We start from the raw sequence: 26,881 nt of genomic DNA on the forward strand, positions 1-26,881 counted from the left end.
AGTAGATTGTCGGCTCTACCACCGTGAACGAAGACGGTGCAATTGATTGCCACGCGCTAATCATTCAGCTCGGGTAACTGCCTTGCCTTAATTTATGCCATGTTGAGCGAATCTATGAACAAGCCTTCTCTTACGACCGGCCAGACACTCACCCGTCTGGCCGCTATTGCAGTGGTACCATTGATCGTCATCGCGTTATTTCTCTGGGCTGGCGGCTGGTTAACACCGGATAAGTTGACCTCCGATAAGCTCATTACCGTGCTACAAAAATCAGGCGGGGAGCATCCCGGCTACCGACGCAATCATGCCAAAGGTGTGTGCATCAACGGCAGCTTTGCCGCTAACGGCAATGCCAGCGCGCTGTCGCGTGCCGGGCTGTTTGCGCCGGGCGAAACCCCGGTGATTGGACGCTTTGCCATTGCCGGTGGCAATCCAAACGCTCCAGATTATGCCGTGCCGGTGCGCAGCATGGCGTTAGCGTTTTATCAAAAAGATGGCCAGCAATGGCGCACCGGGATGAATGCCATGCCGATATTTCCGGTGAATAGCGTAGAAGGGTTTTACGACCTGCAAATCGCCACGCTGCCCGATGCCAAAACAAAGGGCCGCTACAGTGGGATCTGATCATCACTGTCGCAGACGCGCAGGATAAAAGCAGCGATGCCTCAATTGCCTGGCCAGCGGACCGACAGACCATCAATGCAGGAACCCTGACTATCAACCAAACCACGCCACAGCAGCAGGGCGCCTGTAACGACATCAATTACGATCCGCTGATTCTGCCCGAGGGCATCACCGCTTCAGACGATCCGATCCTCAATGCACGTTCATCGGCTTATGCCAAATCCTACAACGCCCGTACTCGTGAACAGGCAGGAGCACACTGATGAAACACACAGAGACTTTCCATCCGGCGTTGCGCGCCATTCACTGGCTGATGGCTGCCGCTATTATGACCATGCTGTTTATCGGCGTGGCCATGGTCGCCACCGTCTCGTCACTGCACAGCTTGCTAGTGGCGATCCATAAGCCGTTGGGCTTAATGATATTGCTGTTGGTGGTGGTGCGATTGTGGCTACGTTTTACCACCGCCAAACCCGCGCTGCCGTCCACGCTATCAAACGGGCAAAAAGCGCTGGCGCATCTTTCACATTGGGCGCTGTACGCCATGATGCTGGCCCAGCCACTGATTGGCTGGGCGATGCTGTCGGCGGCAGGCTATCCGGTGAATCTGGGTAGCAGTCTGCTGCTGCCACCGATTACGCCGATCAGTAATGACCTGTATGCCTGGTTGCGTCCGCTGCATACCTGGGTTGCTTTAGCGTTGTTCGTCACGGTGATGCTGCATCTTGCCGCCGCGTTGTTCCATGCGCTGATTCTGCGTGATGGCGTATTCAGAAGTATGACCGGTCGTCGTAAGCGTCCTGAAGCGCCTTGACATCCCGGCTGCAGGTCAGTAAGTTCAGTGCCAATTTACTGATTTGCAGCCATTTCATCTTTGCTGCCGGAGCCCTGCATGACCGTCGAACGTTCGCCGAAAGCCACTGAAATCATTAACCACACCCGTGCGCTGCTCACCTCTGGCGGATATAAAAGCTTTAGCTATGCCGATTTGGCAGAACGCGTGCAAATTCGTAAAGCCAGCATCCATCATCATTTTCCGGGCAAAGCCGATCTGGTGCTGGCGGTGGTCAGTGATTATCGTCAGGAAGCGCGAGCCGGCATGGCCGCGACCAGTGAGCATTTCAGTGATGATCCGCTGGCTGAGCTAAACGGTTATGTGAACTTCTGGGCGACCTGCATTAAGGAAAACAGCTCGCCGTTCTGTATCTGCGTGATGCTGGCAGTGGAGCTGCCGACCTTACCGGAAGAGGTGGCGGCTGAAGTCACCGGGCATTTCGCCGATCTGTCCACGTGGCTGGCCGGTGTGTTGCAGAAGGGGGAAAAGCGCGGGGTGTTTATTCTGCGTGAAGGGGCGGAAATGGAGGCCAAATCGCTGATGGCAACGGTGCATGGTGCCATGATAGCCGCGCGCGCGTTTAATAACCCCGAACTGTTCTTACCCATGATTAAACCGGTGCTTAACAGTCTGGTTATTTCCGTTTAATGGCTTTGCGGCCATTTATCTTCGCGACTCTTTCATCAGCAACAGAATCACTTTATCCACCAGATAGGGTGCCTGCTTATTTAATTCAGGATCGTTGTGTAATTGCGCAGCAATGTTCAACGCAAAGTCGCGGACCTTCTGTTTATCCGTTTGCGTTGATTCACAATCTGAAGGACGGCAGTCAGGATATGGGTTAGGAAAATGAATCACACTCACAATGCCCCCTGAAATCGTTGCTAAGGTCAGCCGAATAAATATTAATCTACTAGTTGGTAGGCTGGCAGTCAAGGGATGGATTAACAGTAAAGCACAGCAGGTTTAAACCTCCGTGAGAGGCCGACCAGAGGCGTTGCGCGCGCTTTCTCACCGCTTCGCCAGTACCGCCTGAAAATAGGAATTTTTACCTTTCACCGTTTCGCAAATCCTCTTAAATTAGCGCCGACAAGCAGTGCAAGTCGCCAACGATTTGGTGTCTTAACAACAATCAAATTAAAAACAATTGCATTCCATTTTTTAATGGTAATGAGGATTTCGATGCTTTTAAAACGCAGCTGCAGTATCGCCATTGTCGCTTTAGTCTGTTTATCAGTTACCGCTTGTGGCATGTCGCATCGTGGTCGTAATACGGCAATTGGTGCGGGTGTTGGTGCTGTGGGTGGCGCGGTATTAACCGGCGGCAGTACCTTTGGTACGCTGGGTGGTGCGGCCATCGGTGGTTTAATTGGTCATGAAGTGAGTCGTTGATTCATCCTGCTGATCTATTTCGTCGCGCACTCATTGCGCGACGAAATAATAACTTTTATACCCTCGTTTTATTCCCCGATTAGATTTTCTTTAACTGGCCAAATACCTGTTTGCCGTTATGGAAGGTTGCTATCACGGGTGCAACATGCGCCACCGCTTCAGCAGAACAACTCGCCGCCACTAACATCATCGTTGCGCTATCCTGCGCCTTCGGCCACTGTTGTTCACCCTGGCTATTCAGCGGCAGCACTTCATTGGTGGCGATACCCAATGCGCGACTCAATGAGAACTCATCCGGGCCACGATACAACTGCGCATAGACGTTGGCTTTCTCCAGCATGCTGCCGCTGCCAAAAGGTTGCCAGTGGTCGGCAATGGTATCGGTGCCCGACCATACCGGGACGCCCGCCGCACGCAGTTGCGGCAATGGCATGATCACGCGCCCAATCGGCACGGTTGTCGCGATGCTGAACTGCTGCGCTTTGAGTTCCTCGATCATCGCATCCAGTTCACTCCCCGATAACGTGCCCAGCGCAAACGCATGGCTGATGGTGACTTTGCCTTTTAGCTGCGGATTCTCACGCACCGTTTTCAGCATATAGCGTATCGCGGCTACGCCGTGCGGCTCGGTTTCGTGCAGGTGGATATCCACTGGCGCAGCAAAATCGAGTGCAATGCTGAACATCGTATCCAGCGACTTCTCCATCGCGCCATCAACGTTGGTCGGATCCAGACCACCGACAAAGTTGGCACCCATTTTCATCGCTTCACGCATCATGCCTTCGACCCTGGACCGCAACAGTCCATGCTGCGGGAAGGCGACAATCTTCGCGGTAAAGTCCTGACGGTGATTTTCAATCGCCTGTTGCAAGTGCGCCAGCCCATCCAGTTTGCTGATCGGATCGATATTGCAATGGCTGCGCGCTTCGGTGCTGCCTTTGGACTGCAGCAAGCCGATCAGCTTCTCGGCACGCATTTCGGAGGTCGGTACGATCTCAGGAAGAATCTGCTCCTCCTGATGGATCATATCGATGACGCTTTTACGCGGCAGCGGGGCGCGCCAGCCATCCCCATAAAAGGTTTTATCAAGATGGATATGCATGTCGCGCGTTGCAGGCAACAGAATATGGCCCGCCGCATCCCAGGCGGGAAGGGTGCTGCTGAAACCTGCCGCGTGGATTCCCGCGATAGTCGCGCCGTTCACTTCGATATCGTACAAACCGGTGCGTGTCGCGGTGATCACGTCGTGGTGACGTACAAAGGCTTCTTCCAGCCGCACATTGCGTAATAGATAGTGACTAACGTCGATCTGCATCAGGTTTTCAGGGGGGCAGGCAGCGGCCGCAGCGGTACGGCTACTTAATCCGGCACCGAGCAGCGTACCGGCCGCCGTGAGTTTGATGCCAGCGGAAAGAAAGTCTCGGCGGTTGCCGGAAGTCATGAGGCTCATCGGTTATTTTCTCCTTGTAGGGGAGATTTACCCTAGAGGAGCGATCAGCGCTGTGCTGTGATTTTTTCCACTGATAACTATCGAGAAATGTAATGTGCCGACTACTGTCGGCATTCTTCATTCGCTCTGCAAAATCTTCGTTTCCACGCGTGACTGCGTGCTCCCACTCACACTGCCTGGCCAGACTCCTTATTTGCCTTAAATAAATGTCGCCTGATTCATTATTAATGTGACAAGTGTGCGCACGGTGTGTCTTTAATGTTACGAGTCAGTATATTTAATAGCGAGGTTTTTAAAGATTTAATGGCGCAGGAATTAAGTGTTCTGAAAGTGACAATTGTTTTTGGTTTGTTAAATTAAATCACCCTGGCTGTTATTAAAATACAATAACTCAATGCTTGTTAAAATTCCGTATTATTGATGTTGAGCGTATGTCTACGGTAACTGTAACCCTGCTAAATAATAAGATAATCGCATCATTACGGGCTGCACACCGATTCTTTCACTCTTCAGTGCATCATAATTAACGCTCAAAACCACGCTAAAACCTTGAATTAAGTTGATTAAAATCAAGGATTCCTCATAAATTAACCCTCGAGTTACATTTAATTCACATGAAAATCATTCATTTATACAGCGGATTTTTTCTTTTTGTTACAAGTTACCCCTTTAATTTGGATGCCTTTGTGTAGACGAAAATATAGAATAATTTACAGAAAAAATTCTTATTACGAGCCGTGTCGATACCTACGCCTGCAAGTGTTATCGACAGACATTTCGTTAACAATCATGATTTATTTTCCCGTTCTTTCCCCGGAACGAACGCCGAAGTGAATATCCTATTTCCCAGACGTCACCTGTCTGGAAATTAAACTGTGGTTGTTGCTCGTAGTTAAGAGAAAGACGACAGTGCGGCACCGATTTCAACTTGTTATGCACGAGCTTGCTTCATCTCACTTCATAACATGTGCAACGGCGCTGGATTGCCGTTAACTCATTCGGTCACTCAAAAAAAGAAGATAGTCATGCTAAGTAACGATCTTACATCGCTGATCACGCGTATTGACTTCGCGCTAATTTCATCCATTCACATCATTTTTCCCCCGCTAACCATTGGACTGGCTGCACTGTTGTTCATCTCTGAACTGATGTGGGTCAGGAAGCAAGATGAGCAGTGGTATCGCCTGTGTCGCTTCTTTGAAAAGCTGTTTATCGTTAACTTCGGTGCTGGCGTGGCAACCGGTGTCACCATGGAAATGGCCTTTGGTATTCTTTATGGTCGCTTCTCGCAGGCTGCCGGGCCGTTCTTTGGTCAGGTGCTCGGCTATGAGACCATCACCGCCTTTATGTATGAAGCCGGCTTTATCGGACTGATGATTTTTGGCTGGGGCAAAATCAGTAAAGGGATGCATTTGTTTGCGACCTTTAACGTGGCGCTCTCTTCTACACTTTCTGCGATGTGGATCCTGGTGGCTAACTCCTGGATGCAAACGCCAACCGGTGTTGAACTGCATAACGGTATCTTCATCGTGACCGACTGGCTGGCCGCGCTGTTTAATCCGAATGCGCGCAGTGCCTTCCCGCACATGCTGCTGGCGAGCTTCGAGCTCTCGCTCTGCTTCGTGGTGGCAACCTGCGCCTGGTACGTTTTCAAGCAACGCCATGTTGATTTGTTCCTGAAGCCGCTGAAGTACTCGCTGATGGCGCTGGCCGTGGTTGCTGCCGTTCAGATCTATATGGGTGACGTGCTGGGTGAAGCCACGCTGGAACATAAACCGGCGGCGCTGGCAGCGATGGAAGGGCACTACGATACCTATGATTCTGCGGGTAACGTCAACAGTGCCTGGCACATCCTGGGTTGGCCAAACAAAGAAGGCACGGGCCTCGCATGGTCTATCGACATTCCGCACGGTTTAAGCCTGATTGAAACCAAAACCTGGAACGGTACGGTAACGGGCCTGAACAGCTTCCCGAAAGATCAGCAACCGCCTGTGGTGTTGCCGTTCTACGCTTTCCGCGCCATGTCAGGTGCTGCGGGTGCCATGCTGCTGGTGAGCCTCTGGGGCGTCTGGCTGATTGCACGTCGTCGCATGACCACTGAACTGGCTCCGCGCAATAAGCTGTTCCTGGCGCTGGCCGTTATTATGGTGATCCTGCCTTATATCGCAGTGATTGCGGGCTGGTGGACGCGCGAAATTGGCCGTCAGCCGTGGATCGTTTATGGCCTGATGCGCACCGAAGACGGTATGAGTCCAATGACCCTGGGTCTGGCAATCTTCTGGCTGGTGGGCTTTGCCATCTTTGAAACCGCTGTGGTGGCAGGCACCATCTGGTTCCTCGCTAAAGTGGTACGTATGGGACCTGATTTAACCAGCAAAATACCGGGCGAAGGGCATGAGCATTTGGGTCACCTTGAAATGCCTGCCAGTGGTCATGCTGACCATCCTGAATATATCCGTCCGGTTTGATGGGAGAAGAAATCCATGGACATGCTTAATTCGACTCAGCACTTCCTGATCATCGCCTGGTGGTTAGCATTTGGTATCAGCGTTCTTTTATATATCGCGCTGGATGGCGCCGACCTGGGGGCGGGGATCTTCTCGCTCTTCGTCCGCGACCATGATGAACGTGGCGCCATTATGTCGGCAATGGCCGGCACCTGGGATGCCAACGAAACCTGGCTGATCGTCGCCGGTGGTATTATGTTCGGCACCTTCCCGTTTGTGTACGGTTCGGCATTTAGCTACCTGATGGTGCCAATGGCGCTGGTGTTGTGGGGCATTATGTCCCGCGCGGTGGCACTGGAGTTTCGTCATCTGGCCTCGCCATTCTGGCAGAAGTTTTCTGACGGCATCTTCGGTGTCGCCAGTCTCGCGGTGACTTTCTTTGGTGGGATGAGCGTTGGTGCGTTGCTGCAAGGTTTCCAGATGGATTCGCCAGCTCAAGGGGTTCCAACCTATGTGGGCGGCGCATTTAGCTTCATCTCAGCTTTCTCCATCTGGACCGGTGTGGCTTCTTGTGTCGCCATGACGCTGGCTGGCGTATTGTTCGTACGCGCTCGCTTCGAGAAAAATGAACCGATTCGTCAGGATGCTGCACGCTGGACCGCCGTGATCTTCTGGTTGGCCATCGCTGCCGTGGTGATTACCTGGGTGTGGAGTGCGGTGATCTTCGACTGGGCACGTGCGAAATGGTTTGGTCCGCATTTCTGGATCTGGGGGCTGTTTGGCTTGATCGCACTGGTGTGTATTGATCAGGTGCGTCGTGACACCCTGAAGGACAAAGATTTTGCAGCGGTGATGTGGTTCAATGGCGCGGCATTTATTCTGGGCTTCGGTATGTTACTGACCATGTTCCCATGGATCGTGCCAGGCACCTGGACCATCTGGGCGGGCGCCAGTCCACAGGTTTCTCTGATTACCTTCACCATGACCATGGGCGGTTTTGTTCCGGTGATGCTGATGTACAACTGGTATCAGATCTGGGTATTCCGCGGCCGTATCTCTAAGCTGGTTGGTCACGGGGGTCACTAAGACATCATGTCTGCTAGTTCCCCTCCAAGTGGAATGGCAGCCCGCCTGGCGGAGCGTTGGCTTTCGAGCCTGCGTCGCCAGGCGGGCGGTTTATTTTCACTGTCCATCAGTATGGCGGCGCTCAATGCCATACTGATGATTGCACAGTGTTGGCTGTTAGCCTGGCTAATCAGCAACGCCGTCCTCGGCGGTAAAACCTTCACCACGCTATTGCCTTATCTCTTATTGCTGCCGGTTGTGATGTTGCTGCGCACGGGTATCGATATCCTGCGTCAGGGTTTTGCGTTTGAAGCCTCCGCACGTATCCGTCAGGGATTGCGCGGGATGTTGTTAGACCGCATCGCCACTCTGGGTCCCGCCTGGAGCCAGCATCAACGTACGGGCAGTATCGCCAGCTCACTTGGTGAGGGCGTCGAAGCTATCGAAGCTTATTTTTCCGGTTTTCTTCCGCAAAAAATCATCATCGGCATTGTGCCGCTTGCCATTCTGGTGGCGCTTTTTCCTTTTGACTGGGTTTCCGGCTTGATCATGTTGATCACCGCGCCGCTGGTGCCGTTGTTCATGATCGTGGTAGGAAAGGGCGCGGAGAAAATGAGCCTGAAGCAGTGGCACAAACTCAGCCTGATGAGTGCGCACTTCTTTGATGTGATTGCTGGCCTGACAACGTTACGCCAGACCAATGCAGCGCGTCGGCAAGCGAACATTATCGCGGCGATCTCGGACAGCTATCGCCAGACCACCATGAAGGTGTTGCGACTGGCATTCCTTTCATCATTGGTGCTGGAATTTTTTGCCACCATCAGCACCGCGATGGTCGCGGTGTATGTCGGATTCCGTCTGTTCTATGGCGAGATGGGATTTCTGCCGGGGCTGTTTGCCTTGTTGCTGGCACCGGAATTTTTCCGCCCGCTGCGCGATTTGGGCACGCACTATCATGCCCGAATGGATGCGATTGGCGCGACGGAAGGCTTAATGGCGATCCTCAATGCTGAAGCGCCGGAAACGTCACAGGGTAATGACGTGCTCCCGGCGAAACCGCGTGAAATCAGTCTGGAAGGCGTGAGCTATCAGTATGAAGAGGGCGGCGGTGTCACCGATGTTTCCTTTACTTTGCGCAGCGGGGAAACACTGGCGATCGTCGGCACCAGCGGTGCCGGTAAAACCACCTTATCGCGAATGCTTCTGGGCTTTATCGCGCCCAACTCAGGACGCATCGTCATTGATGGCAAGGACCTTTCTTCATTAGATCTTCCTGCATGGCAGCAACAGATTGGTTGGCTGCCGCAGCGGCCCACTCTGTTTGCCGGTTCGATTGCGGAAAATATCCTGTTGTCGCGTTCAGGTATCAGCCAGGCCGAGATTGAAGCAGCAGCACAGTTGGCTCAGGCTAACACGTTTATCCAGTTACTGCCGGCGCAGTATGATTATCGTTTGGGCGACGGTGGAAAAGGACTGTCCGGTGGGCAGATCCAGCGTATTGCGATGGCACGTGCTGTATTGAGTGCGCCAGCCGTAGTGGTTCTCGATGAACCCACGGTGGCGCTGGATCGCCAGACGGCAAAGCAGATGATTGCCGCCTTGGGTGATGCATTACCGAACAGTGCACGCTTAATCATCACCCACGATACGGAAATCGCTGCCACAGCTGACCGAATCATCGTGCTGGAAAAAGGGCGGGTGGTTGAAGCAGGGACGCCGCAAGCATTGCGCGATCAGGCTGGCGTCTTCGCCGAACTCGAGCGCCTGCAAACAGGAGATCTCGCATGAATGATCTTTGCCATCTCTTGCGCCTGGCGCGTCCATGGCGTTTCCGCATGGCGGTGGGGATTTTGCTCTCTGTGATTGTGATTCTCTCCAACGTGGCGCTGCTCGCCTTATCAGGCTGGTTTATTACGTCCATGGCGCTGGCGGGCGTAGGCTCACTGGTACTGGAGTTTTTCACTCCGGCTGCAGCGATTCGTGGGCTCGCGGTATTGCGTACCTTCGCGCGTTATCTGGAAAGATTGGTGACGCACGATGCAACTTTGCGCTTGTTGTCGGTTTTACGTGTCTGGTTCTATCAGCAGTTAGCCCATCTTGCGCCTGCGCGACTGCAGGATTTTCGCGATGGGGATGTGCTGGCGCGTTTTCGCGCTGATATAGATAGCCTCGACAATTTCTATCTGCGTATTTTGACGCCGGCCATTGCAGGGCTGATCTCGTCGCTCATCATTTTGGCAGGAATTTGCTGGTTCTCACCTTCAGTGGCCTTGATTGATGCGGTGGTGCTGATACTTGCGGGCGTGGTCGTGCCGTGGATTGTGGCCTCACTGACGCAAGCCTGTGGCAACCAGATCGCTACCGTGCGCTCATCCGTTCAGGCCGCATCCACCGATTTAGTGCGTGGATTAGCAGAGTTACAGATGGTCGGAGCCGTTAGTCATCAAACCGATCATCTGCGCCAGCTTTCTCAGCAACTGATCAGCGCACAGCGTCGGCAAGCCTGGATCAGCGCCAGCGGCGGGGCGATCTGTGCCTTAATGGGACAGCTCGGGTTATTTTTCGCCTTTATCCTGTTATTTAACACTGACCATGCAACCGGCATTTCTGCCAGTGAAATCGTGATGTTGCTGTTCACCATACTGGCGAGTACTGAAGCGGTGGCCGGGCTGCCCGCTGCCTTTGCTGCCCTTGGCACTACGCGCGCAGCGGCACGCCGTCTGTTCTCCATGACGGAGCTGACACCGGCGATTGTCCTGCCTGAAAACAGCCCGATACCGGAAAGCAGCGAGTTGTCATTTTCGGCCGTGACAATGCGTTACACGCCTGATGCGCCTAAGGTACTGGATAAGCTGAGCTTTACCGTGCCGGCCGGCCATTGTCTGGCGATTTTAGGTCCCAGCGGAGCAGGAAAAACCACCGTACTGAATCTGGTGCAAGGATTCTGGGAAACGACAGCAGGGGATGTGTCTATCGGCGGTCGTCCGGTCAGGGCGCTTTCTGAAGATACACTGCGTCAGATGATCTCGGTGGTTGGCCAGAAAACCTATCTCTTCAACGCATCGATTCGAGACAACCTGCGCCTGGTTGCACCGGATGCAGATGACGAGGCTTTATGGGATGCACTGGCGCGCGCCGCTTTAGACGACGAAGTCCGCGCATTTCCTCTGGGGCTCGACACCCTGGTGGGAGAGTTAGGAGGGCGTCTGTCTGGTGGTCAGGCCCGCAGGATTGGGATTGCCCGCGCGTATCTTTCCCATGCGCCAATCGTGTTGCTGGACGAGCCCACCGAAGGGCTAGACGCAGTAAATACCGAATTAGTACTTAACTGCTTGAAAGAACTCATTAAGGGTAAAACCACGCTGCTGGTGACCCATCAGATCCAACCACTTTCCCTCGCGGACAGTCGGTTACTGCTCGATAAACAATAACAAGAGCAGGGATCTGTTTTTTGGTTTATTTACATCTGCTTAGGGGCAATCTGAGCAGATGCTTAATCAATACAAAAATAAACTTGTGAGACAACTGACCAGGGATCACCATGGATAAAATGACAAACTCCAAAACCCGACGAAAACATATTCGTTTCCCACATCTGCTGATTGATCAAATCGAAGAGAGTATGAAGAGCGAAAACATTCAAAACTTCTCAGCCTGGGTTGTCGAAGCCTGTCGTCTGAAAGCGCGGGAAGCCGGCAACGGAAAGAAGTAATTCATCATTTCCCGTCGGTGGCAGGTCATTATCGCTGACGTGTTGCGGACGGGAAACCTCATCTGATTTGACGCTTCAAATTTTCATTTCAGGCCTGTGTCCGATGCAAGAAACCGTCTCCAACTCAACAAAACGCACGCATTTCCCAGGAGGTCACTTTAACTTAGCCAGATAATAAAAGTACGGGTAATGTATATTATGTTAAATAAGCTATCGGATTGCGCACTCCAGACTGCACTGGGCTATCTCCTACTAATATTTGATTGCATTGCTGTAAATTTCCAGCGCCCCATGCTGACGTAAACGACTTCCGTTTCTCACTTGTCATCGAAACCTCCACTCTGCTCAGCCGTTCACATCGTAAATGGCTCAACATGGGCCATGCCGCTTAACTCATGAAAACTGCTCGCTCGTATGAGACAAGTACACATAAAAGCACCCTTTATGTGTTCTTCAGGTAGACTTATTGTCACTCTCATCCTGATAGGCGTGGCTAAATTATCAATACCCCCTTCATTAATCGTTTGAAATGCCGCCAAATTAAGGCGTCGCTACGCCAATCTTTGGCAATAATCCCTCACACAAAATCTCAGAATTCACGTAGCGACGTCAGAGAATGCAGCGTTCAGCCAGTGTCCTAAGCCGACAATCATTCAAATCCCGATATGATTCTTAACCGCTATCTCAGGCGTTTTTCCTGCCATCAACTACAGTTAACTGATTCAAACCCCAGCAAAAAAAACATCATGCCCTTTTCGCTCACCACACATCTGTTCGCGCGGCTACGTCTGTTGATATCGATTGTTGCCGGGGTCGTCTGCTATTTCTTACTGCCTGCAAAACTGGGAGAACTGCAACGCGTGCTGATTGGCTGGAATGTGCTGGCGTGGCTTTATCTGTGGTTTATCTGGTTTCGCATGCTGCGTACCGATGCTGGCGAGATCAAACGTATCGCTCAGATGCAAGATCAGAGCGCTGCGTTAGTTTTGGGTATGGTCATTGTGGCCTGCATGATCAGCATCGTGGCAATCATGAGCGAACTGCCGGCGCTCAAACATCTCACCGGCACACCACGCGTGTTACATCTGCTGCTGACGGCCATGACATTGATTGTCTCATGGGCATTACTGCCAAGTTCGTTTGCCATGCATTATGCGCATCAACACTATTTGCATCGCAGTCAAAATGCCACGCCCCTGATATTCCCGGAAAAACCGGACGAACCGGCATACTGGGATTTTCTCTATTTCTCATTCACCATCGCGGTTGCATCACAGACCGCTGATGTGGCAACGGGCACCACCGAAATGCGCAAGCTGGCGCTGCTGCAATCGGTGATCTCGTTTATTTTCAATCTGGCCATTCTGGGATTGTCGGTGAATGTGGGCGCCGGATTGCTGAGTTAACGCTTAACGACGCCCTTTATTAATTGAGGCAGACCAGTTGAAGTCACTGACTTCGCTGGCAGATTGCGCTTCAGGTTTCTTGCGGCGCGCAGGTGTTTTCTTTGCTTTGTCCGCTTTGGCTTTTTCTTTGGCTAGCTTGCTGGTCATGACTTGTTGACGTGCGTCTGCGGTATACTCTTTTTCTTTTTTCGCATCAGGCTCTTTACCGCTGCGCTGACGATGTTTTTCCATTAACCCTTTGAAGATTTCATCCACTTCACTTCGCTCAGCTTCATTGAAGTGGTCGATTGAAATCATTTTCTTATCGCTCATCGCGTTATTTCCTCAGTAAATGGCTAAGCTCAAGTCTACACCATTGCTGCCGGCACGGCTTTCTTGTAATCTTGCGCGCCAATCATCCGCCTGCAAATTAGGACGTAATATGACCCCTCACTCTTCTAAAGATCCCCTGCACGGCGTGACGCTGGAAATGATTGTTAATGCATTAGTGGCGCGTTATGGCTGGGTTGAACTGAGTAAACTCATCAATATTAACTGCTTTAAAAACGACCCCAGCGTAAAATCCAGCCTCAAATTCCTGCGTCGCACTCCATGGGCGCGTGCTGAAGTGGAAGCGCTGTACCTGGATTCTCTGGATGAACCCGACACACAAAATTCAGCTGACAGCAATTTTAATCCCTGGACCCAGGGCCACTGATAATCACAGCGGCTTACCCTCTCTTCACCCTTTCCTTTTGATGACAACCTTGCCAGCGTCATCACATTTTCCAATGACAGGCTGCCTTGTAACTTCTTTTCTCGCGTGACAATATCGATACATGTATATACATGTATCGCCTATTGCAAACACAACTGATAAACAAAAATAACATAACGCACTGCGTTCATTGTTTCAGCGAGGAAACTATGTCAGCCGAATCACCTGCAGCCGATTATTCAGGCAGAGAAAACCAGCGCCTGTCTGAAACCCGCTCCATCGATTACATTCCGCTCCGCGAACGCCATGGCCACCCTTTTAGCCAGTTCACACTCTGGTTCGGCGGTAATCTGCAAATCACCGCCATTGTCACCGGTGCGCTCGCCGTGGTGCTGGGCGGCGATGTGGTGTGGTCGCTTGTGGGCCTGTTAGTGGGCCAGATTATTGGTGCCGCCATCATGTCGTTGCATGCCATTCAGGGCCCACGTCTTGGCTTACCGCAGATGATCACCAGTCGCATGCAGTTTGGCGTGTTTGGTGCGGTGATCCCGCTGCTGCTGGTATGCATTATGTATGTTGGATTTTCGGCAAGTGGCACCGTGCTGGCCGGTCAGGCACTGGCAAAGCTGATTAATGTGAGCAACGCGACGGGTATGATCCTGTTTAGCGCCATCATTGTGGTGATTGCGGTGCTCGGATACCGGGTAATTCACAAGCTGGGAAAAGTGGCGAGTGTGATCGGTGTGCTGGCCTTCGCTTATCTGTTCATCACCCTGCTTTCCACGCATGATTTGTCCGCCGTATGGCAAAATCAGCACTTCACCATTGCCAATTTTCTGCTGGCCGTTTCGCTCTCTTCCTCCTGGCAGATAGCATTTTGCCCGTATGTCTCTGATTACTCACGCTACCTGCCGGCCAACGTATCGGCGAAGAAGCTGTTCAGCTCGGTGTTTTTCGGCACCGTTTTAGGCACCCAAGCCTCAATGACGTTGGGCGTGATTGTGGCGGCGATTGCCGGAAAAGCGTTTTCCGGCAATGAAGTGGGATATATCGTGGGTCTGGGCAGTAGCGCGACCATGGCAATGGTGATCTACTTTGCTATCTGTTTTGGCAAGATTACCTTCACTACCCTGAATGCTTACGGCAGCTTTATGTCACTCACCACCATCGTGTCAGGCTTCCGGCAGCAAACGTCCCTCAGCCGTGGCGGTCGGGTTATGTTTGTGGTGTTGATGGTCACGATCGCCTGCATCATCGCCCTGATCAGTGAACCGGCCTTCCTCAAGTCGTTTACCCATTTCCTGTTGTTCCTGCTGGCCTTCTTTGTTCCGTGGAGCGCAATCAGCCTTACCGATTTTTGTCTGATCACCAAAGGGCGCGTGGATATTCCGGCACTTTCACAGCCTGATGGTCGTTATGGGCGCTGGAACTGGGCAGGGATTGTGGTCTATTTCCTGGGTGTGATGGTGCAACTGCCGTTTATTGATAATCCGCTGCACCATGGCTCATTGACCTGGATATTTGCAGGCAATGATGTGTCGTGGATTATTGGCTGGTTTGTCACCGCATTGCTGTGGTTAGCCGCACGCCGACTGGATCGTCGGGGCGCGTTGGCAGAATCTATCTATCCTGTAGAGTGACGTTGTCACGGCCGCCAGTTCAGGCGGCCGTATGACTTACTTATCGTTGGTAAACCGTCCCACAATGGAGGCAGCCCCCAAGGTATGGCCTTTCAATTTGGCGATCAACTCATCATGTGTCAGTCCGCCAGGTAATTGATTTACCGGCAAATCTGTTGCCACCATCACGAAGTTATAATGATGTATGCCACTTCCCACTGGCGGGCAAGGACCGTAATAACTTGTGGTGCCCGGCGAATTCTTACCTCCAGTGTATCCTTCGCCTTTACTTAATTCGCCCTGCGCAAACTGCGTGCGATCCGCCGCGATGTTATAGGCCACCATATGTGTCACGCCTAAGCCTTTTCCTCCTACGGGATCGGTCAGCATCAGCGCAAAGCTACGGGTGCCGGCCGGTGCATTTGACCAGCTTAGAGCGGGAGATACATTGTCGCCGGTGCATGACGGGTTACTTTTGTTGTTGCCTGCAAAGGTTTTATTCAGCATGGCACTGTCGTTAAAATCCGATGATTGCAGCGTAAAGACCGGGGCAGCCAGCACGCTTCCCGGCAGCAGCGCCAATAATAGTGCGCGTTTGAACATCATCATTTCTCACTCCTGTTGATGAAAAAATCAGCCAAAACATCAAGTATATAACCTGATCACATTCATGCCGCAGGCTACACTGCTGAATGTCCTCTTTGAAACCCCAGGAGCATCGGATGCCAGCCTCTTCACTCGCGTTGTTTACCGCCGCCACGCAGCAATGGTTTCGCGACTCCTTTAAGGCGGCGACGCCCGCACAACAGGAAGCCTGGCAGGCCATTTCGAGCGGTAAGAACTGTCTGGTGATTGCGCCCACCGGTTCTGGTAAAACGCTGGCGGCATTTCTCTATGCGATTGATGCCCTGTTTCGTGAACGCAGTGCCGAAGATCTCCCCGAACGAAGCCACAGAACACGCATTCTTTACCTCTCTCCGGTGAAAGCGTTGGCGGCGGATGTTCAGCGCAATCTGCAACGGCCTTTAGCGGGGGTGGCTGAAGAGCGGCGCAAACGCGGTGAAGCCAAGATCACCCTGGAGGTGGGCATGCGATCGGGCGATACGCTCAGCAGCGAGCGGGCAAAATTACAGCGGCGCCCACCGGATATTTTGATCACCACGCCCGAATCATTATTTCTGATGCTGACATCAAAAGCCCGCGACACGCTGCGTGGCATCTCTACGGTGATTGTTGATGAAGTACATGCCATCGCGGGCAGCAAACGCGGTGCGCATCTGGCGCTCAGCCTTGAACGACTGGATACGCTGCTAACGCACCCTGCGCAGCGTATCGGCCTCTCCGCCACGGTAAAACCGCCGGAGGCCGTCGCACAGTTTCTAGGGGGGAGTCGCGAAACGCTGATCGTGAATCCGGCCGCACAGCGTCCATTGCAGCTCACCATCCGCGTGCCTGTTGAAGATATGACGGATATTCAGCAGCGCCCCGATAGCCGTTCAGTGCAGGATGCCACACTGTCCGCAGGATCCATCTGGCCACACATTGAAGCCGGGATTCTGGATGAGGTGTTACGCCATCGCGCCACTTTGGTGTTTACCAATTCCCGTGGATTGGCTGAAAAACTTACCGCGAGGCTGAATGAGCTCTACACGCGTCGTCTCGGAGAAAAGCCCACTGCGCCAGAAGAGTCCTTTGCCTACGGTTCCTTTACCGGCGGTACAGAGAAACGCACCGTCACACCGAATGACTTATTGGCCCGATCCCACCACGGTTCTGTTTCTAAAGAACAACGGCTTGAAATTGAAAACGCGCTAAAAGCGGGCGAGCTGCGTTGCGTGGTCGCCACATCAAGTCTGGAGCTGGGTATTGATATGGGCGATATCGATCTGGTGATTCAGGTGGGTGCGCCCCCTTCGGTTGCCAGTGCACTCCAGCGCGTGGGCCGCGCAGGTCATCAGGTCGACGGTACGCCGAAAGGCATCATCTGGCCGCGCACCCGACGCGATTTGGTGGATGCGGCTGTCATTGTTGAGTCGATGTTGGCGGGTGAACTCGATGCGATTACCCTGCCACACAATCCGCTGGACCTGCTGGCTCAGCACACGGTCGCCGCCGCCTCAATGGACACGCTGGAAATCGACAGCTGGTTTGAGCTGGTACGGCGTGCAGAACCGTTTAAAACGTTACCACGTCACGCATTTGACGCCGTATTGAATATGTTAGCCGGTCGCTATCCTTCAGAAGAGTTCGCCAACTTACGTCCACGCGTGATATGGGATAGGCAGAACAATACGCTTACCGGCCGACCCGGCGCACAGCATCTGGCTGTCACCAGCGGTGGCACCATCCCGGATCGTGGGATGTTCAGCGTTATGCTGCCCGAAGGTGAAGAACAGACGGGCGCACGACGCGTCGGGGAATTGGATGAGGAGATGGTTTATGAGTCGCGGATTAACGACATCATTACCCTGGGCGCAACATCATGGCGCATTCAGCAAATCACCCACGATCAGGTGGTGGTGGTGCCTGCACCGGGCCGTTCAGCGCGTCTGCCATTCTGGCATGGCGACAGTCTCGGCCGTTCAGCGACACTGGGTGAAGCGATTGGTGGTTATTTACGACAGGCCCATAGTGAAACGTCACTGCCAGGCGACAGCCTTGACGCCAATGCCCGATACAATATTAAAAGCCTGATCGCAGAACAAATTCAGGCAACCGGCGAATTGCCTACCGACCGCAACCTGTTGATTGAGCGCTGCCGGGATGAAACCGGCGACTGGCGCGTGATCCTGCACTCCCCTTATGGTCAACGCGTGCACGCGCCCTGGGCGCTGGCGGTGGCAGAACGCATTGGCCGCATCATGGGGATCGATCCGGCTGTGGTCGCCAGCGACGACGGTATCGTGGCACGCTTCCCCGATAGTGACGGTCGGGTGCCGGGTGCCGAGCTCTTTTTATTCGAACCTGATGAACTACAACGTATCGTCATGGCATCAGTCGGGCATTCGGCGCTGTTCGCCGCTCGTTTTCGCGAATGTGCTGCCCGTGCCCTGCTATTGCCACGCCGCAATCCCGGCAAACGTTCTCCTCTCTGGCAACAACGTTTACGCGCGAGCCAGTTGCTGGAAGTGGCGCGTCAGTTTACAGACTTCCCGATCCTGATTGAGACGGCACGCGAATGTTTGCAGGATGTATACGACCTGCCCGCGCTGCATCACCTGATGGCGCGATTACATCAGGGTGATGTGCGGTTGACAGAAGTCACCACCGAAACGCCCTCGCCGTTTGCCGCACCGCTGCTGTTTGGCTATGTCGCCGAGTTCATGTATGCCAGTGATGCACCGCAGGCTGAACGACGCGCTTCAATGCTGGCGCTCGACAGCAATCTGCTGAGTGATCTCCTGGGTCAGGCGGAGATGCGTGAGTTACTGGAACCCGCCGTGATTGCACGTGTTGAACAGGAGTTACAGCGCTGCGTGGCAGAGTATCAGGCGCGCACTATTGAAGCTCTGGTGGATATGCTGCGCGAACTGGGTCCGTTATCAACCGAAGAACTTGTTGCACGCTTCAATGGCGATGAGCCCCTTGAGCCCGGCTTACACGCGCTGCAACAGGCGCAGCGGATCGTCAGTGTGAAAATCGCGGGTATCGCACGCTGGGCAGTGGCTGAAGATGCGGTACGTCTGCACGATGCGCTGGGTTGCGTGTTGCCGACAGGCCTCCCGGCTGCACTGCTCGAACCGGTCATCCGCCCATTGCAGGATCTATTGGGGCGCTACGCCCGCACCCACGCCGTGTTTACCAGTTTGCAGGTGGCTCAACGCTTTGGCCTCGGTCGCGCCGTTGTGGATGAAGCTTTGGATCAGCTTCGCCAGCAGAATAAGTTACTTAAAGGCGATTTTCTCCCTCCCGGACCTGATGAGTCTGCGCAGTGGGCAGCAGAAAGCGTATTTCGCCGCTTGCGTGTGCGATCGTTACAGTCCGCGCGCCACGCCACTCAACCCGTTGCACCAGCCGCATACGTGGTGTTTCTGCTTGAGCGCCAGGGGCTGTTGAGTGATGCGAACGCGCGACAGACACAAGGCGCTTTCTCCGGTCTGAATGGCGTAATGAGAGTCGTTGAACAACTGGCAGGCGTGGTGCTGCCGGTATCACTGTGGGAATCGCAAATCTTCCCTGCACGCATTCGGGATTATCAGCCAGCCATGCTGGATGAATTGCTCTCATCGGGAGAGGTTATTTGGGTCGGTCATCCCTCATCAAACATGCAGGACGGCTTGGTTTCCCTGCATTTAAGTGAATTCGCCAGCGAAACCTTGCCTGTCCTGGACCATTCAGTGACATTGTCACCTATTGAAAATAAGTTAGTGACGCTGATGCAGGATGGCGCGGGTTGGTTCGTCAGACAACTGATGCCGCGCATCACTGAAACTGAGGATAGCGATGAACTGATTGAGTCGACAGACGTGTATCAGGCTCTTTGGCAACTTATCTGGCGCGGCGTCCTCACTATCGATACCTGGTCGGCACTGCGTAATCTCAGCCAGATTGCCAGCACGCCCAAACCGCGCCCTGTTCGTGCACGTCACGGACGGCATAGCCGCGCCAGTTTTAGCGCCAGTCGCACCACAGAACCCCGTTTATCGCTGAACACCATGGCCGGTCGCTGGTCGTTGATCCCCCGCCAGCCGATTGCTGACACCGAACGCGCGCTATCAATGGCAGAAAATATGCTCGACCGATTTGGTGTCATCACCCGAGGTGCCGCAATCGCCGAACAGATTCCCGGTGGTTTTCCGGCGCTGCAACCGGTGTTGCGCGGGATGGAAGATGCCGGCCGACTATTGCGCGGACGTTTTATTGCAGGCATGGGCGCCGCGCAGTTTGCTGATAACTCTGCTATCGATCGTCTGCGTCAACTCGATGCCGACAAGTCAGCGCGGCATGCCCCCGTTGTGCTATCAGCCATTGATCCTGTCAATCCCTTCGGGTTAACACTGCCATGGCCGATCAGTATCACGGGAACCAAACCCACGCGCCGCGCGGGTGCTTTTGCGGTGATCGTCAGGGGTTGCGTCATGCTTTACCTGCCACCCGGTGGCAAAGAGTTGATGACCTTTAATGCGCAGGACAGCGACGAAGATCTTCATGCCGCACTGGTTGCGCTGGGCCAGGCGTTAAGCCGCGAAAAGCATCTTAATTTCACGCTGGAACGGGTTAACGATCGACCCGTCGGACAATCCAACCTGCTCGCAGCGTTGAAAGAGGCGGGTTTCTCACGTGTCCCCAAAGGTTACAGTTGGTACGGTTAATAAGCGCGCTGACGATAATCCTGCAGTTGCATTCTTTCCAACTGGCGCGGCGTGGCAATGGGCCACGCTTGCTCAGGAAACAGGTAAAGACGAATGCTAAACAGATGAAACAGCGGTGTGAGTAACCCGTCATCCTGCTTTGCCAGCCGCTCCAGCAGCAGCAACAGCCAGTCGAGTTCGTCCAGCAAATCCTGGTGCGGTCGTGTTTGCAGCGATTTCAAACGCCGTTTCAGGAACAAAGCCAGCTCGTGAAACATCTGTCCGCTGTCCAGCTGATGTTTTGCCAGCAGATCTTTATGGCGGGCGTAGTAATCAAAACTGTTCACGCCCAGCCACACTTCCGTCAGCAACATCCCGGCGGTCGACATATCCGGTTGTGGATCCAGTCGTAAACGCGGCAGTACCACGTTGACCTTATCCAGCATCAAACTGATGAAACGCTGTCTGCCCAGCAGCGATGAACCGGTACGTTCAAGTTCCTTGATAAAGCGTAATAGCTCACGTAAACCCTGACGAACCGCACGACGCGCCGTCCATGAAGGCCGTTTATTACGCATCAGCACGGTGGCTATCACGGCGAAAAGTACGCCCGTCAGTGATGCAATGGCGTTGTTAATGAGCAGGACCAAATCGGGTTTCAGATGATGGCCCAAACCGATAAAGCCAGGAATCTGGATAGCCACGCTGATGCCAATCATATTGGTTGAGGGACGTGCAATCATCAGACCGAGTATCAGCAAGCCCGGCATCAGACAAATAATCAACGCTTCAAATGAGGTCGCCTGCGGCAACAGCAGCGCCACATAAATCACGCTGATAACAATGGCGACAATCACACCGCGCACGAACAATTTCATTGAAGTCAGTGGCGTATCCATACTGGCAAAAAGCGAACTCAGGATGGCAGCCATCACCGGTGCTGAGGCACCATCGTGCCACCCCGTGCCGATCCACAACAAACAGGAGCCAAAAATCGCGCAAAAGGCGGTTAAAGCAGAAAGCCTGATCAGCCCTTTGTCATAGAAACGATGAGTGCGTTTACCGCGTGCGGGTGTGGTGTCACCCGAGAGATCGCTGACCAACCCGCCGACGCTTTGATAAGCGCCCGCAATGCGCACAAAGTCCGCCATGCGCTCCAGCAAACCGGTAAACAGCAGGCAGTGCTCAATCGGTAACTCCCCGTTACGCCAGGACTGATTGATATCATTCTGACAACGGCTTAATTCCAGCTGGATACCGCTGGTTTCGCCCACGGCTTCGCCATCGTTGAGCCAATGCAAAAACAGGCGGAATGCTACCGCGACGTTGTCCGGGAAGGTAATCTGCAATGCCGATAATCGCTGCAGGCGTAGTTCAATCGCAGTGAGCGTGGGGATCAAATACGAGAGATGTTGATACTGCACGCTGACCAGACGAATCAAACGTCGCGCGGCATCGCCCTCGTAAACGCAGTGCGTAATCAAGATTTCCACTTGCTGTGGATTGGTCGCCATACGCGTCAGAATTTCATCGCGCTCGGGAGATTTATCTCCGGAGATGCCTGACAGCAAATCGTGGCAAAGTTTGCGCGCATTCAAATACCACTGGCTGACACTCTGTTCCAGCAAACTACGCATCGAGACCGGAAACAATAGCGCATGTACCAGGCTGCTACACACAGTGCCTACAGCGATCTCTTCAATACGGGATAACACGGTATTGGTGATCGACAGCGGCGTCATCACCTCAGGAAATCCCATGATGGCAGCGCTGTAACCTGCCAGCATGAACACATAGCTTTTCGGCGTGCGATCGTGCAGGGAAAGGTACAGGCACACACTCACCCACAGTGAGATAATGAAGCTAAAAAATAAGGGGTGTTCAACGGTGACGGGAAAAACAAAGAAGATAAACACGCCGCCCAGCAAGGTGCCGAGCATGCGAAACAGTGATTTCGAAATGGTGGACGCAGAGTATAGCTGAGAGGCAATGAAAACCGTGGTAATGGCCCAGGCGGGTTTATCCAGGTTGAGTTCCAGTGAGAAGTACAATGCCAAAAAGGCAGCCAGACAGGTTTTTACAGCAAAAAAAACGGCGTTTTTTGAAAACCACTGCATGACAGTATTGAGACCAGACGGCACTAAGTGCGGCGTATCCTGCCAGAATATTCAATCTACTCACGGCGATAAATATGTCAGGTTGTTACAGCATCAAAATTGGTGATATTGGCAGGCAATCAATATCAGGGTAATTATTAAGGGTTACTAATGGACCAAATGCAAATTCAGCTTCTATTTACAGAATCTCTCTGATTTATAAGCCTATTGCTTCACAACCTGTCATCAGTCGTATAAATGTGTTCTGGATCACACTTTTCTAAATAACCTCAATGATTACAACGGCTCCATAAAAACATTTCGCGCAATCTGGCGCAGAGCATTGCGCCAGATCATCGCAAGGGGGACTCAGTCACTTAGCACCGTTACCCAGTTCGCATCTTTACCAGCCGGCGCTTCACCCACACGCTTTAACGAACCACTTTTGGCATCAATGGCGTAGCTGCCTGTCACTGCGCTTTTTTCACCGCTGGCGATCAGCCATTTGCCGTCCGGTGTTATGGCAATACTGCGCGGCTGCTTCTCTACTGGCCAACTACCTATCAGCGTCAGTTTGCCACTGTGTTGATCATCGCGGTATCCGCTCACTGTGCTGCTGGTACGTTCGGTCACATACAGGAAATGACCGTTTGGCGTCAGATGAATATCGGCTGACCAGATGCGTGGCGTGGTATCGCTGTAACCTGCCGGTCGCTCACGTCCATGCTGCAACTTATACTCTGTGGCTACGGCGTTGGGGGTTTCGCTGACTTTGACCAGTTCGCCACTCGGCTCGCGACGGAACTGGGTGATGATGCCGCCCATCTCACCGACGTTATACAGAAAGCGTTGATCCGGTGATAACACCGAATGACGCGGGCCATTTTCGTCGGCGGTTTTGACATAACCGTTGCCCAGCGCGCTTAGCTCACCCTCCTCGCTCAGCTTCAACTGCAATACGCGGTCAGTACCGAGATTGCCGACGTAGGCGGTTTTACCGGCATTATCAACAATCACCGAATGTGCCGCATGGCCAGTCTTGTAGCTGCCCACCGGCGGTGCTATCACCTTGCCATCTTTGGCTAGCCGATAGACATGCACCACATCGCCATCGTAGGAGGCGCCCAGCAGGAATCGCCCCTGTTTATCGGTGCTGATATAAGGATAACTGGCCGTGGCAGGCACTGCCTCTCTGTGATTAAGGTCGCCCGTCGCGCGATCGATGTGCCAGCTCACCAGTTGCAGTGGTTTACTGCGAATGGCCGCGTATAAATGCTGGTGGTCGGCACTCAATGCCAGCGGCATCACTTTTCCGCCTGCCTGAGTGCGACCTAGCAGTTGCAATGCGCCGGATTGTTCATCCAGTATGTAGCGCGCGATGGTGCCATCATCGGCTTCTGAGACGTAAACAAAAGTTTTTGCCAGCAATGGTGCGCTGAGCGCCATCGCCGTAAGTAATGTGGCTATCTGAAAGGTTTTCTTCATTTAACTTCCTCAGCGAACCAGGGCCGGACGTTTGGCGTCAAAACGCCAGTTATCAATCAAAAACTGCATGCCCAATGCATCGTTGCGGTTCTTATCGGGCAGTGCGTTATAGAGCGCATGCGCCTGCTCGACGCGTTCCATATTCAGTTCGATACCCAATCCTGGCCCCGGCGGCAGCTCCAGGTAGCCGTCACGTATTTGCGGTGGCTGGTGGCTGAGTGGCTGGCCATCCTGCCATATCCAGTGCGTATCGAAGGCGGTTTGACGATCGCCGGGCGCTGCGGCACCAAGATGGGCCACCATCGCCAGTGAAACATCAAAGTGATTATTGGAGTGGCAACCGGTGGTAAGGCCCCATTCATTACACAGCTGCGCGACAACGTTGGCGTTGCGCATCGTCCAGAAATGGGGATCGGCAAGCGGGATGTCGATAGCGTTGAGCTGCAGAGCATGCTGCAACTGCCGCCAGTCATTGGCGATCATATTAGTGGCCACCGGCACGCCAGTGGCGCGACGGAATTCGGCCAGGGTCTCGCGCCCGGAATATCCCTGCTCTGCGCCACAAGGATCTTCCAGGTATGGCACTTTGCCTGCCAGCTGTTTACCAAAGCGAATGGCTTCATCCAGCGACCAACTGGCATTGGGGTCGACGGTGACGCGAGATTGTGGAAACCGCGACAGCAAGGCTTCCACGGTTTCGACTTCCTGCTCGCCATGCAGGACGCCGCCCTTCAGCTTGAAGTCCCGAAAACCGTATTGTTCTACTGCGGCTTCTGCGAGGCGCACCACTGCTGCACTGTCCATTGCCGGTTGGTGGCGTTGCCTGAACCAGCCATCCGCTTCGTTATCACCCGAACGGTAGTCCATATTCGTGCGTTTTCTGTCAGCGACATAAAACAGATATCCCAACACCGGAATACGCTCACGCTGTTTACCGCTGGCAAGCAGGTCCGCTACCGGCAGATCGAGGAATTTCCCCTGCAGATCGAGCAACGCAGCCTCAATAGCCGCCGCCGCGTTGTAAAACTTCTCTGGATTCATCTGCGGAATATGAATGTCATTGGTGTGCGAGGTGTGTTGCTGCCGCGCGTCGCTGGCGAACAGTTGGCTCAACGTGGCGTTAGCACGCATCAGTGAGCTACCGATAATCAGCGGGCGAAAATGTTCCAGCAGTTGCAACGTTGAAGCGTGGCACGGCGTTTCCCCCACGCCGCTGTTGCCCGCGGAATCGGTAAGGATCACCAGAATGCGCGTGAAATAGCAGTTATGCGCCCCGCCGATGTTTAGCAGCATGCTGTCGTATCCGGCAACCGGAACGATACGCATCGATTTAATGACTGGTGTGTCGGACATGGTTTCTCTCCGTGTGACCGAATGCAGGGGGAACAGGTTTGCGTCGCAGCAGCAGCCAGACACCGGTGATGACCGACACGCTGGTCAGCGCATACAGCCCGCCGGTGGTGCTGCCGGTATGAAGTTCAAGATAGCCAAACACGGTGGGTGCAAAGAACCCGCCGAGGTTGCCGATGGAGTTGATGAGGGCAATGCCAGGCGCGGCGATTGAAGCAGGTAATTCGCTTTGCGGCATTGGCCAGAAGAATGCCGCGCTGACTTTCGAGCCAATGCAAGCGACGATCATCGCGACAAAGCCAAACCAGGGTGTCCCGGTGGTGGCCATAAAGGTGCCGCACGCGGCAATCAGCATCGCAAGACCCAGCCCTTTATCCAGCTTATCGCGGTAGCGGTCGGTGGTTTTACCCAGCAGGAACAAGGCAACAATGGCACATAACCACGGAACGGCGGTCAGCAAACCTATTTCAAAGCTGTTGTAACCCTGAATACGCTGGATGATTTGCGGCAGCCAGAAGACCAGGGTGTAACCGGTCATGGTCATGGTGAAAAAAATCAGACAATAGAACAGTAAGCTGCGATCGCGCAATAAACCCCAGCGGCCGTGCTCTTTAGCATGTACGTCACGAGCTGCATCCTCTAACGCTAACTGTGCTTGCAACGCACGTTGTTCTGCTGGGTTAAGCCATTTGGCATCCTGCGGTTTAGAGACCAGCACTAGCGCGGCCAGCAAACCAATCACAATCGATCCGCCCCCTTCCAGGAACATCACCCATTTCCACCCGGCCAGCCCGTTCACCTCATGCAGCATCAGAATCGCGCCGGTTAAGGGGCCGGAAAACAGAAAGGCGCTGGCGGTGGCAGTCAGCACCATCGCGGTGGCACGACCGCGCCATGCGTTCGGCACCCATTGGCGAAAGTAGAATAAGACACCAGGGAAAAATCCCGCCTCTGCCACACCCAACAAGAAGCGCAGGACATAGAAATGCAGCGGCGTGCTCACAAAACCGGTTAACACCACCACGATGCCCCAGGTAATCATGATGCGCGTCAGCCACACGCGTGCCCCGAGTTTTTTCAACATCATATTGCTGGGCACTTCGAACAGCGCGTAACCAATAAAGAACAATCCTGCGCCCAGACCAAAGGCTGCGGCACTGATCCCCGCATCCGTCTGTAATTCGGCTTTGACGAATCCAATGTTGGCTCGGTCAATCTGGTTAACAATCAGCATCAGCGCCAGCATCGGGATGATGCGACGGAAAAACTTAGCGATTGCGGAGGCGATATGCGCGTCGTGATCTGCTGCTAAATCATAAGATTGTTGAACCGTCATGCGTCACCTATTGGGTTAATTGCACCGCTATAGGTATACGCAGTCGATTAAAGAGCGGTTATGTGAGAATGCCCGA

Annotated in this window: 20 protein-coding genes and 1 pseudogene; 13 read left to right on the forward strand and 8 right to left on the reverse strand. The window is 53.5% G+C overall.

Features of this window, described 5'->3' with window-relative positions:
• Positions 1 to 114 precede the first annotated feature (114 nt).
• The 3 genes and pseudogenes from F3J37_RS00200 (at position 115) to F3J37_RS00210 (ending at position 2,107) form a co-directional block, all read left to right on the forward strand.
• Positions 115 to 887 (forward strand): annotated as a pseudogene (locus F3J37_RS00200) (catalase).
• A complete protein-coding gene (locus tag F3J37_RS00205) occupies positions 887 to 1,438 on the forward strand; it encodes a cytochrome b (RefSeq protein WP_166931046.1) in 552 nt (183 codons plus the stop codon). The pseudogene F3J37_RS00200 and the gene F3J37_RS00205 overlap by 1 nt, the downstream one beginning before the upstream one ends.
• A gap of 78 nt (positions 1,439 to 1,516) precedes the next feature.
• Positions 1,517 to 2,107, forward strand: coding sequence for a TetR/AcrR family transcriptional regulator (locus F3J37_RS00210; protein ID WP_166931049.1), 591 nt, complete (start codon positions 1,517 to 1,519; stop codon positions 2,105 to 2,107).
• 15 nt (positions 2,108 to 2,122) lie between these two features.
• Here the strand turns inward: F3J37_RS00210 and F3J37_RS00215 are convergent, their stop codons facing one another.
• Entirely contained in the window at positions 2,123 to 2,323 is a 201-nt protein-coding gene (locus tag F3J37_RS00215) for a hypothetical protein (RefSeq protein ID WP_166931052.1), read from the reverse strand.
• A 318-nt stretch (positions 2,324 to 2,641) separates the two neighbouring features.
• Between F3J37_RS00215 and F3J37_RS00220 the strand changes: the two genes are divergently transcribed.
• Positions 2,642 to 2,851, forward strand: coding sequence for a YMGG-like glycine zipper-containing protein (locus F3J37_RS00220; RefSeq protein ID WP_034823502.1), 210 nt, complete (start codon positions 2,642 to 2,644; stop codon positions 2,849 to 2,851).
• Between the two features lie 79 nt (positions 2,852 to 2,930).
• Here the strand turns inward: F3J37_RS00220 and F3J37_RS00225 are convergent, their stop codons facing one another.
• Positions 2,931 to 4,301 carry an amidohydrolase gene (locus tag F3J37_RS00225; protein ID WP_166931055.1) on the reverse strand — a complete coding sequence of 457 codons (1,371 nt, stop codon included), beginning with the start codon at positions 4,299 to 4,301 and terminating at the stop codon, positions 2,931 to 2,933.
• Positions 4,302 to 5,326: 1,025 nt separating this feature from the next.
• Between F3J37_RS00225 and F3J37_RS00230 the strand changes: the two genes are divergently transcribed.
• The 6 genes from F3J37_RS00230 to F3J37_RS00255 all read left to right on the forward strand — a co-directional run bounded on the left by F3J37_RS00230 (position 5,327) and on the right by F3J37_RS00255 (position 12,931).
• Complete coding sequence (locus F3J37_RS00230; protein WP_166931058.1) at positions 5,327 to 6,769, forward strand: cytochrome ubiquinol oxidase subunit I; 1,443 nt, start codon at positions 5,327 to 5,329, stop codon at positions 6,767 to 6,769.
• Positions 6,770 to 6,784: 15 nt separating this feature from the next.
• Positions 6,785 to 7,834 carry a cytochrome d ubiquinol oxidase subunit II gene (locus F3J37_RS00235; protein WP_166931061.1) on the forward strand — a complete coding sequence of 350 codons (1,050 nt, stop codon included), beginning with the start codon at positions 6,785 to 6,787 and terminating at the stop codon, positions 7,832 to 7,834.
• 6 nt (positions 7,835 to 7,840) lie between these two features.
• Entirely contained in the window at positions 7,841 to 9,601 is a 1,761-nt protein-coding gene (cydD, locus tag F3J37_RS00240) for a thiol reductant ABC exporter subunit CydD (protein ID WP_240154038.1), read from the forward strand.
• Positions 9,598 to 11,244: a thiol reductant ABC exporter subunit CydC gene (gene cydC, locus F3J37_RS00245; protein ID WP_166931064.1), complete on the forward strand. Its 1,647-nt coding sequence runs from the start codon at positions 9,598 to 9,600 to the stop codon at positions 11,242 to 11,244. Before cydD ends, cydC begins: the two co-directional genes overlap by 4 nt.
• Positions 11,245 to 11,354: 110 nt before the next feature.
• Positions 11,355 to 11,525, forward strand: coding sequence for a YlcI/YnfO family protein (locus tag F3J37_RS00250; RefSeq protein WP_072050617.1), 171 nt, complete (start codon positions 11,355 to 11,357; stop codon positions 11,523 to 11,525).
• 746 nt (positions 11,526 to 12,271) lie between these two features.
• Positions 12,272 to 12,931, forward strand: a complete 660-nt coding sequence (locus F3J37_RS00255; RefSeq protein ID WP_166931067.1) for a DUF1345 domain-containing protein — start codon at positions 12,272 to 12,274, stop codon at positions 12,929 to 12,931.
• 3 nt (positions 12,932 to 12,934) lie between these two features.
• Here the strand turns inward: F3J37_RS00255 and F3J37_RS00260 are convergent, their stop codons facing one another.
• Complete coding sequence (locus F3J37_RS00260; protein WP_166931070.1) at positions 12,935 to 13,243, reverse strand: hypothetical protein; 309 nt, start codon at positions 13,241 to 13,243, stop codon at positions 12,935 to 12,937.
• Between the two features lie 109 nt (positions 13,244 to 13,352).
• Here F3J37_RS00260 and F3J37_RS00265 point away from each other — a divergent pair, with 109 nt between their 5' ends.
• Positions 13,353 to 13,628, forward strand: coding sequence for a VF530 family protein (locus tag F3J37_RS00265; protein WP_166931073.1), 276 nt, complete (start codon positions 13,353 to 13,355; stop codon positions 13,626 to 13,628).
• Between the two features lie 209 nt (positions 13,629 to 13,837).
• Positions 13,838 to 15,268, forward strand: coding sequence for a purine-cytosine permease family protein (locus F3J37_RS00270; RefSeq protein WP_166931076.1), 1,431 nt, complete (start codon positions 13,838 to 13,840; stop codon positions 15,266 to 15,268).
• Positions 15,269 to 15,304: 36 nt separating this feature from the next.
• Here F3J37_RS00270 and F3J37_RS00275 read toward each other — a convergent pair whose 3' ends face one another.
• Entirely contained in the window at positions 15,305 to 15,856 is a 552-nt protein-coding gene (locus F3J37_RS00275) for a YbhB/YbcL family Raf kinase inhibitor-like protein (RefSeq protein WP_166931079.1), read from the reverse strand.
• A gap of 113 nt (positions 15,857 to 15,969) precedes the next feature.
• Between F3J37_RS00275 and F3J37_RS00280 the strand changes: the two genes are divergently transcribed.
• Positions 15,970 to 20,559: an ATP-dependent helicase gene (locus tag F3J37_RS00280; RefSeq protein WP_240154039.1), complete on the forward strand. Its 4,590-nt coding sequence runs from the start codon at positions 15,970 to 15,972 to the stop codon at positions 20,557 to 20,559.
• Here the strand turns inward: F3J37_RS00280 and F3J37_RS00285 are convergent.
• The 4 genes from F3J37_RS00285 to F3J37_RS00300 all read right to left on the reverse strand — a co-directional run bounded on the left by F3J37_RS00285 (position 20,556) and on the right by F3J37_RS00300 (position 26,805).
• The gene (locus F3J37_RS00285; RefSeq protein ID WP_166931085.1) at positions 20,556 to 22,655 is read right to left on the reverse strand and encodes an FUSC family protein; all 2,100 of its coding nucleotides are present in this window, start codon (positions 22,653 to 22,655) and stop codon (positions 20,556 to 20,558) included. The two genes, F3J37_RS00280 and F3J37_RS00285, sit on opposite strands and share 4 nt — an antisense overlap.
• 348 nt (positions 22,656 to 23,003) lie before the next feature.
• The gene (locus F3J37_RS00290) at positions 23,004 to 24,119 is read right to left on the reverse strand and encodes a lactonase family protein (protein WP_205298832.1); all 1,116 of its coding nucleotides are present in this window, start codon (positions 24,117 to 24,119) and stop codon (positions 23,004 to 23,006) included.
• Between the two features lie 9 nt (positions 24,120 to 24,128).
• Positions 24,129 to 25,472: an enolase C-terminal domain-like protein gene (locus tag F3J37_RS00295; RefSeq protein WP_166931088.1), complete on the reverse strand. Its 1,344-nt coding sequence runs from the start codon at positions 25,470 to 25,472 to the stop codon at positions 24,129 to 24,131.
• Entirely contained in the window at positions 25,450 to 26,805 is a 1,356-nt protein-coding gene (locus F3J37_RS00300) for an MFS transporter (protein WP_166931091.1), read from the reverse strand. The genes F3J37_RS00295 and F3J37_RS00300 overlap by 23 nt, the downstream gene beginning before the upstream one ends.
• Positions 26,806 to 26,881 lie beyond the last annotated feature (76 nt).

It is taken from the genome of Candidatus Pantoea communis, assembly GCF_011752685.1.
GTDB classification, from domain to species: Bacteria; Pseudomonadota; Gammaproteobacteria; order Enterobacterales; family Enterobacteriaceae; genus Pantoea; species Pantoea communis.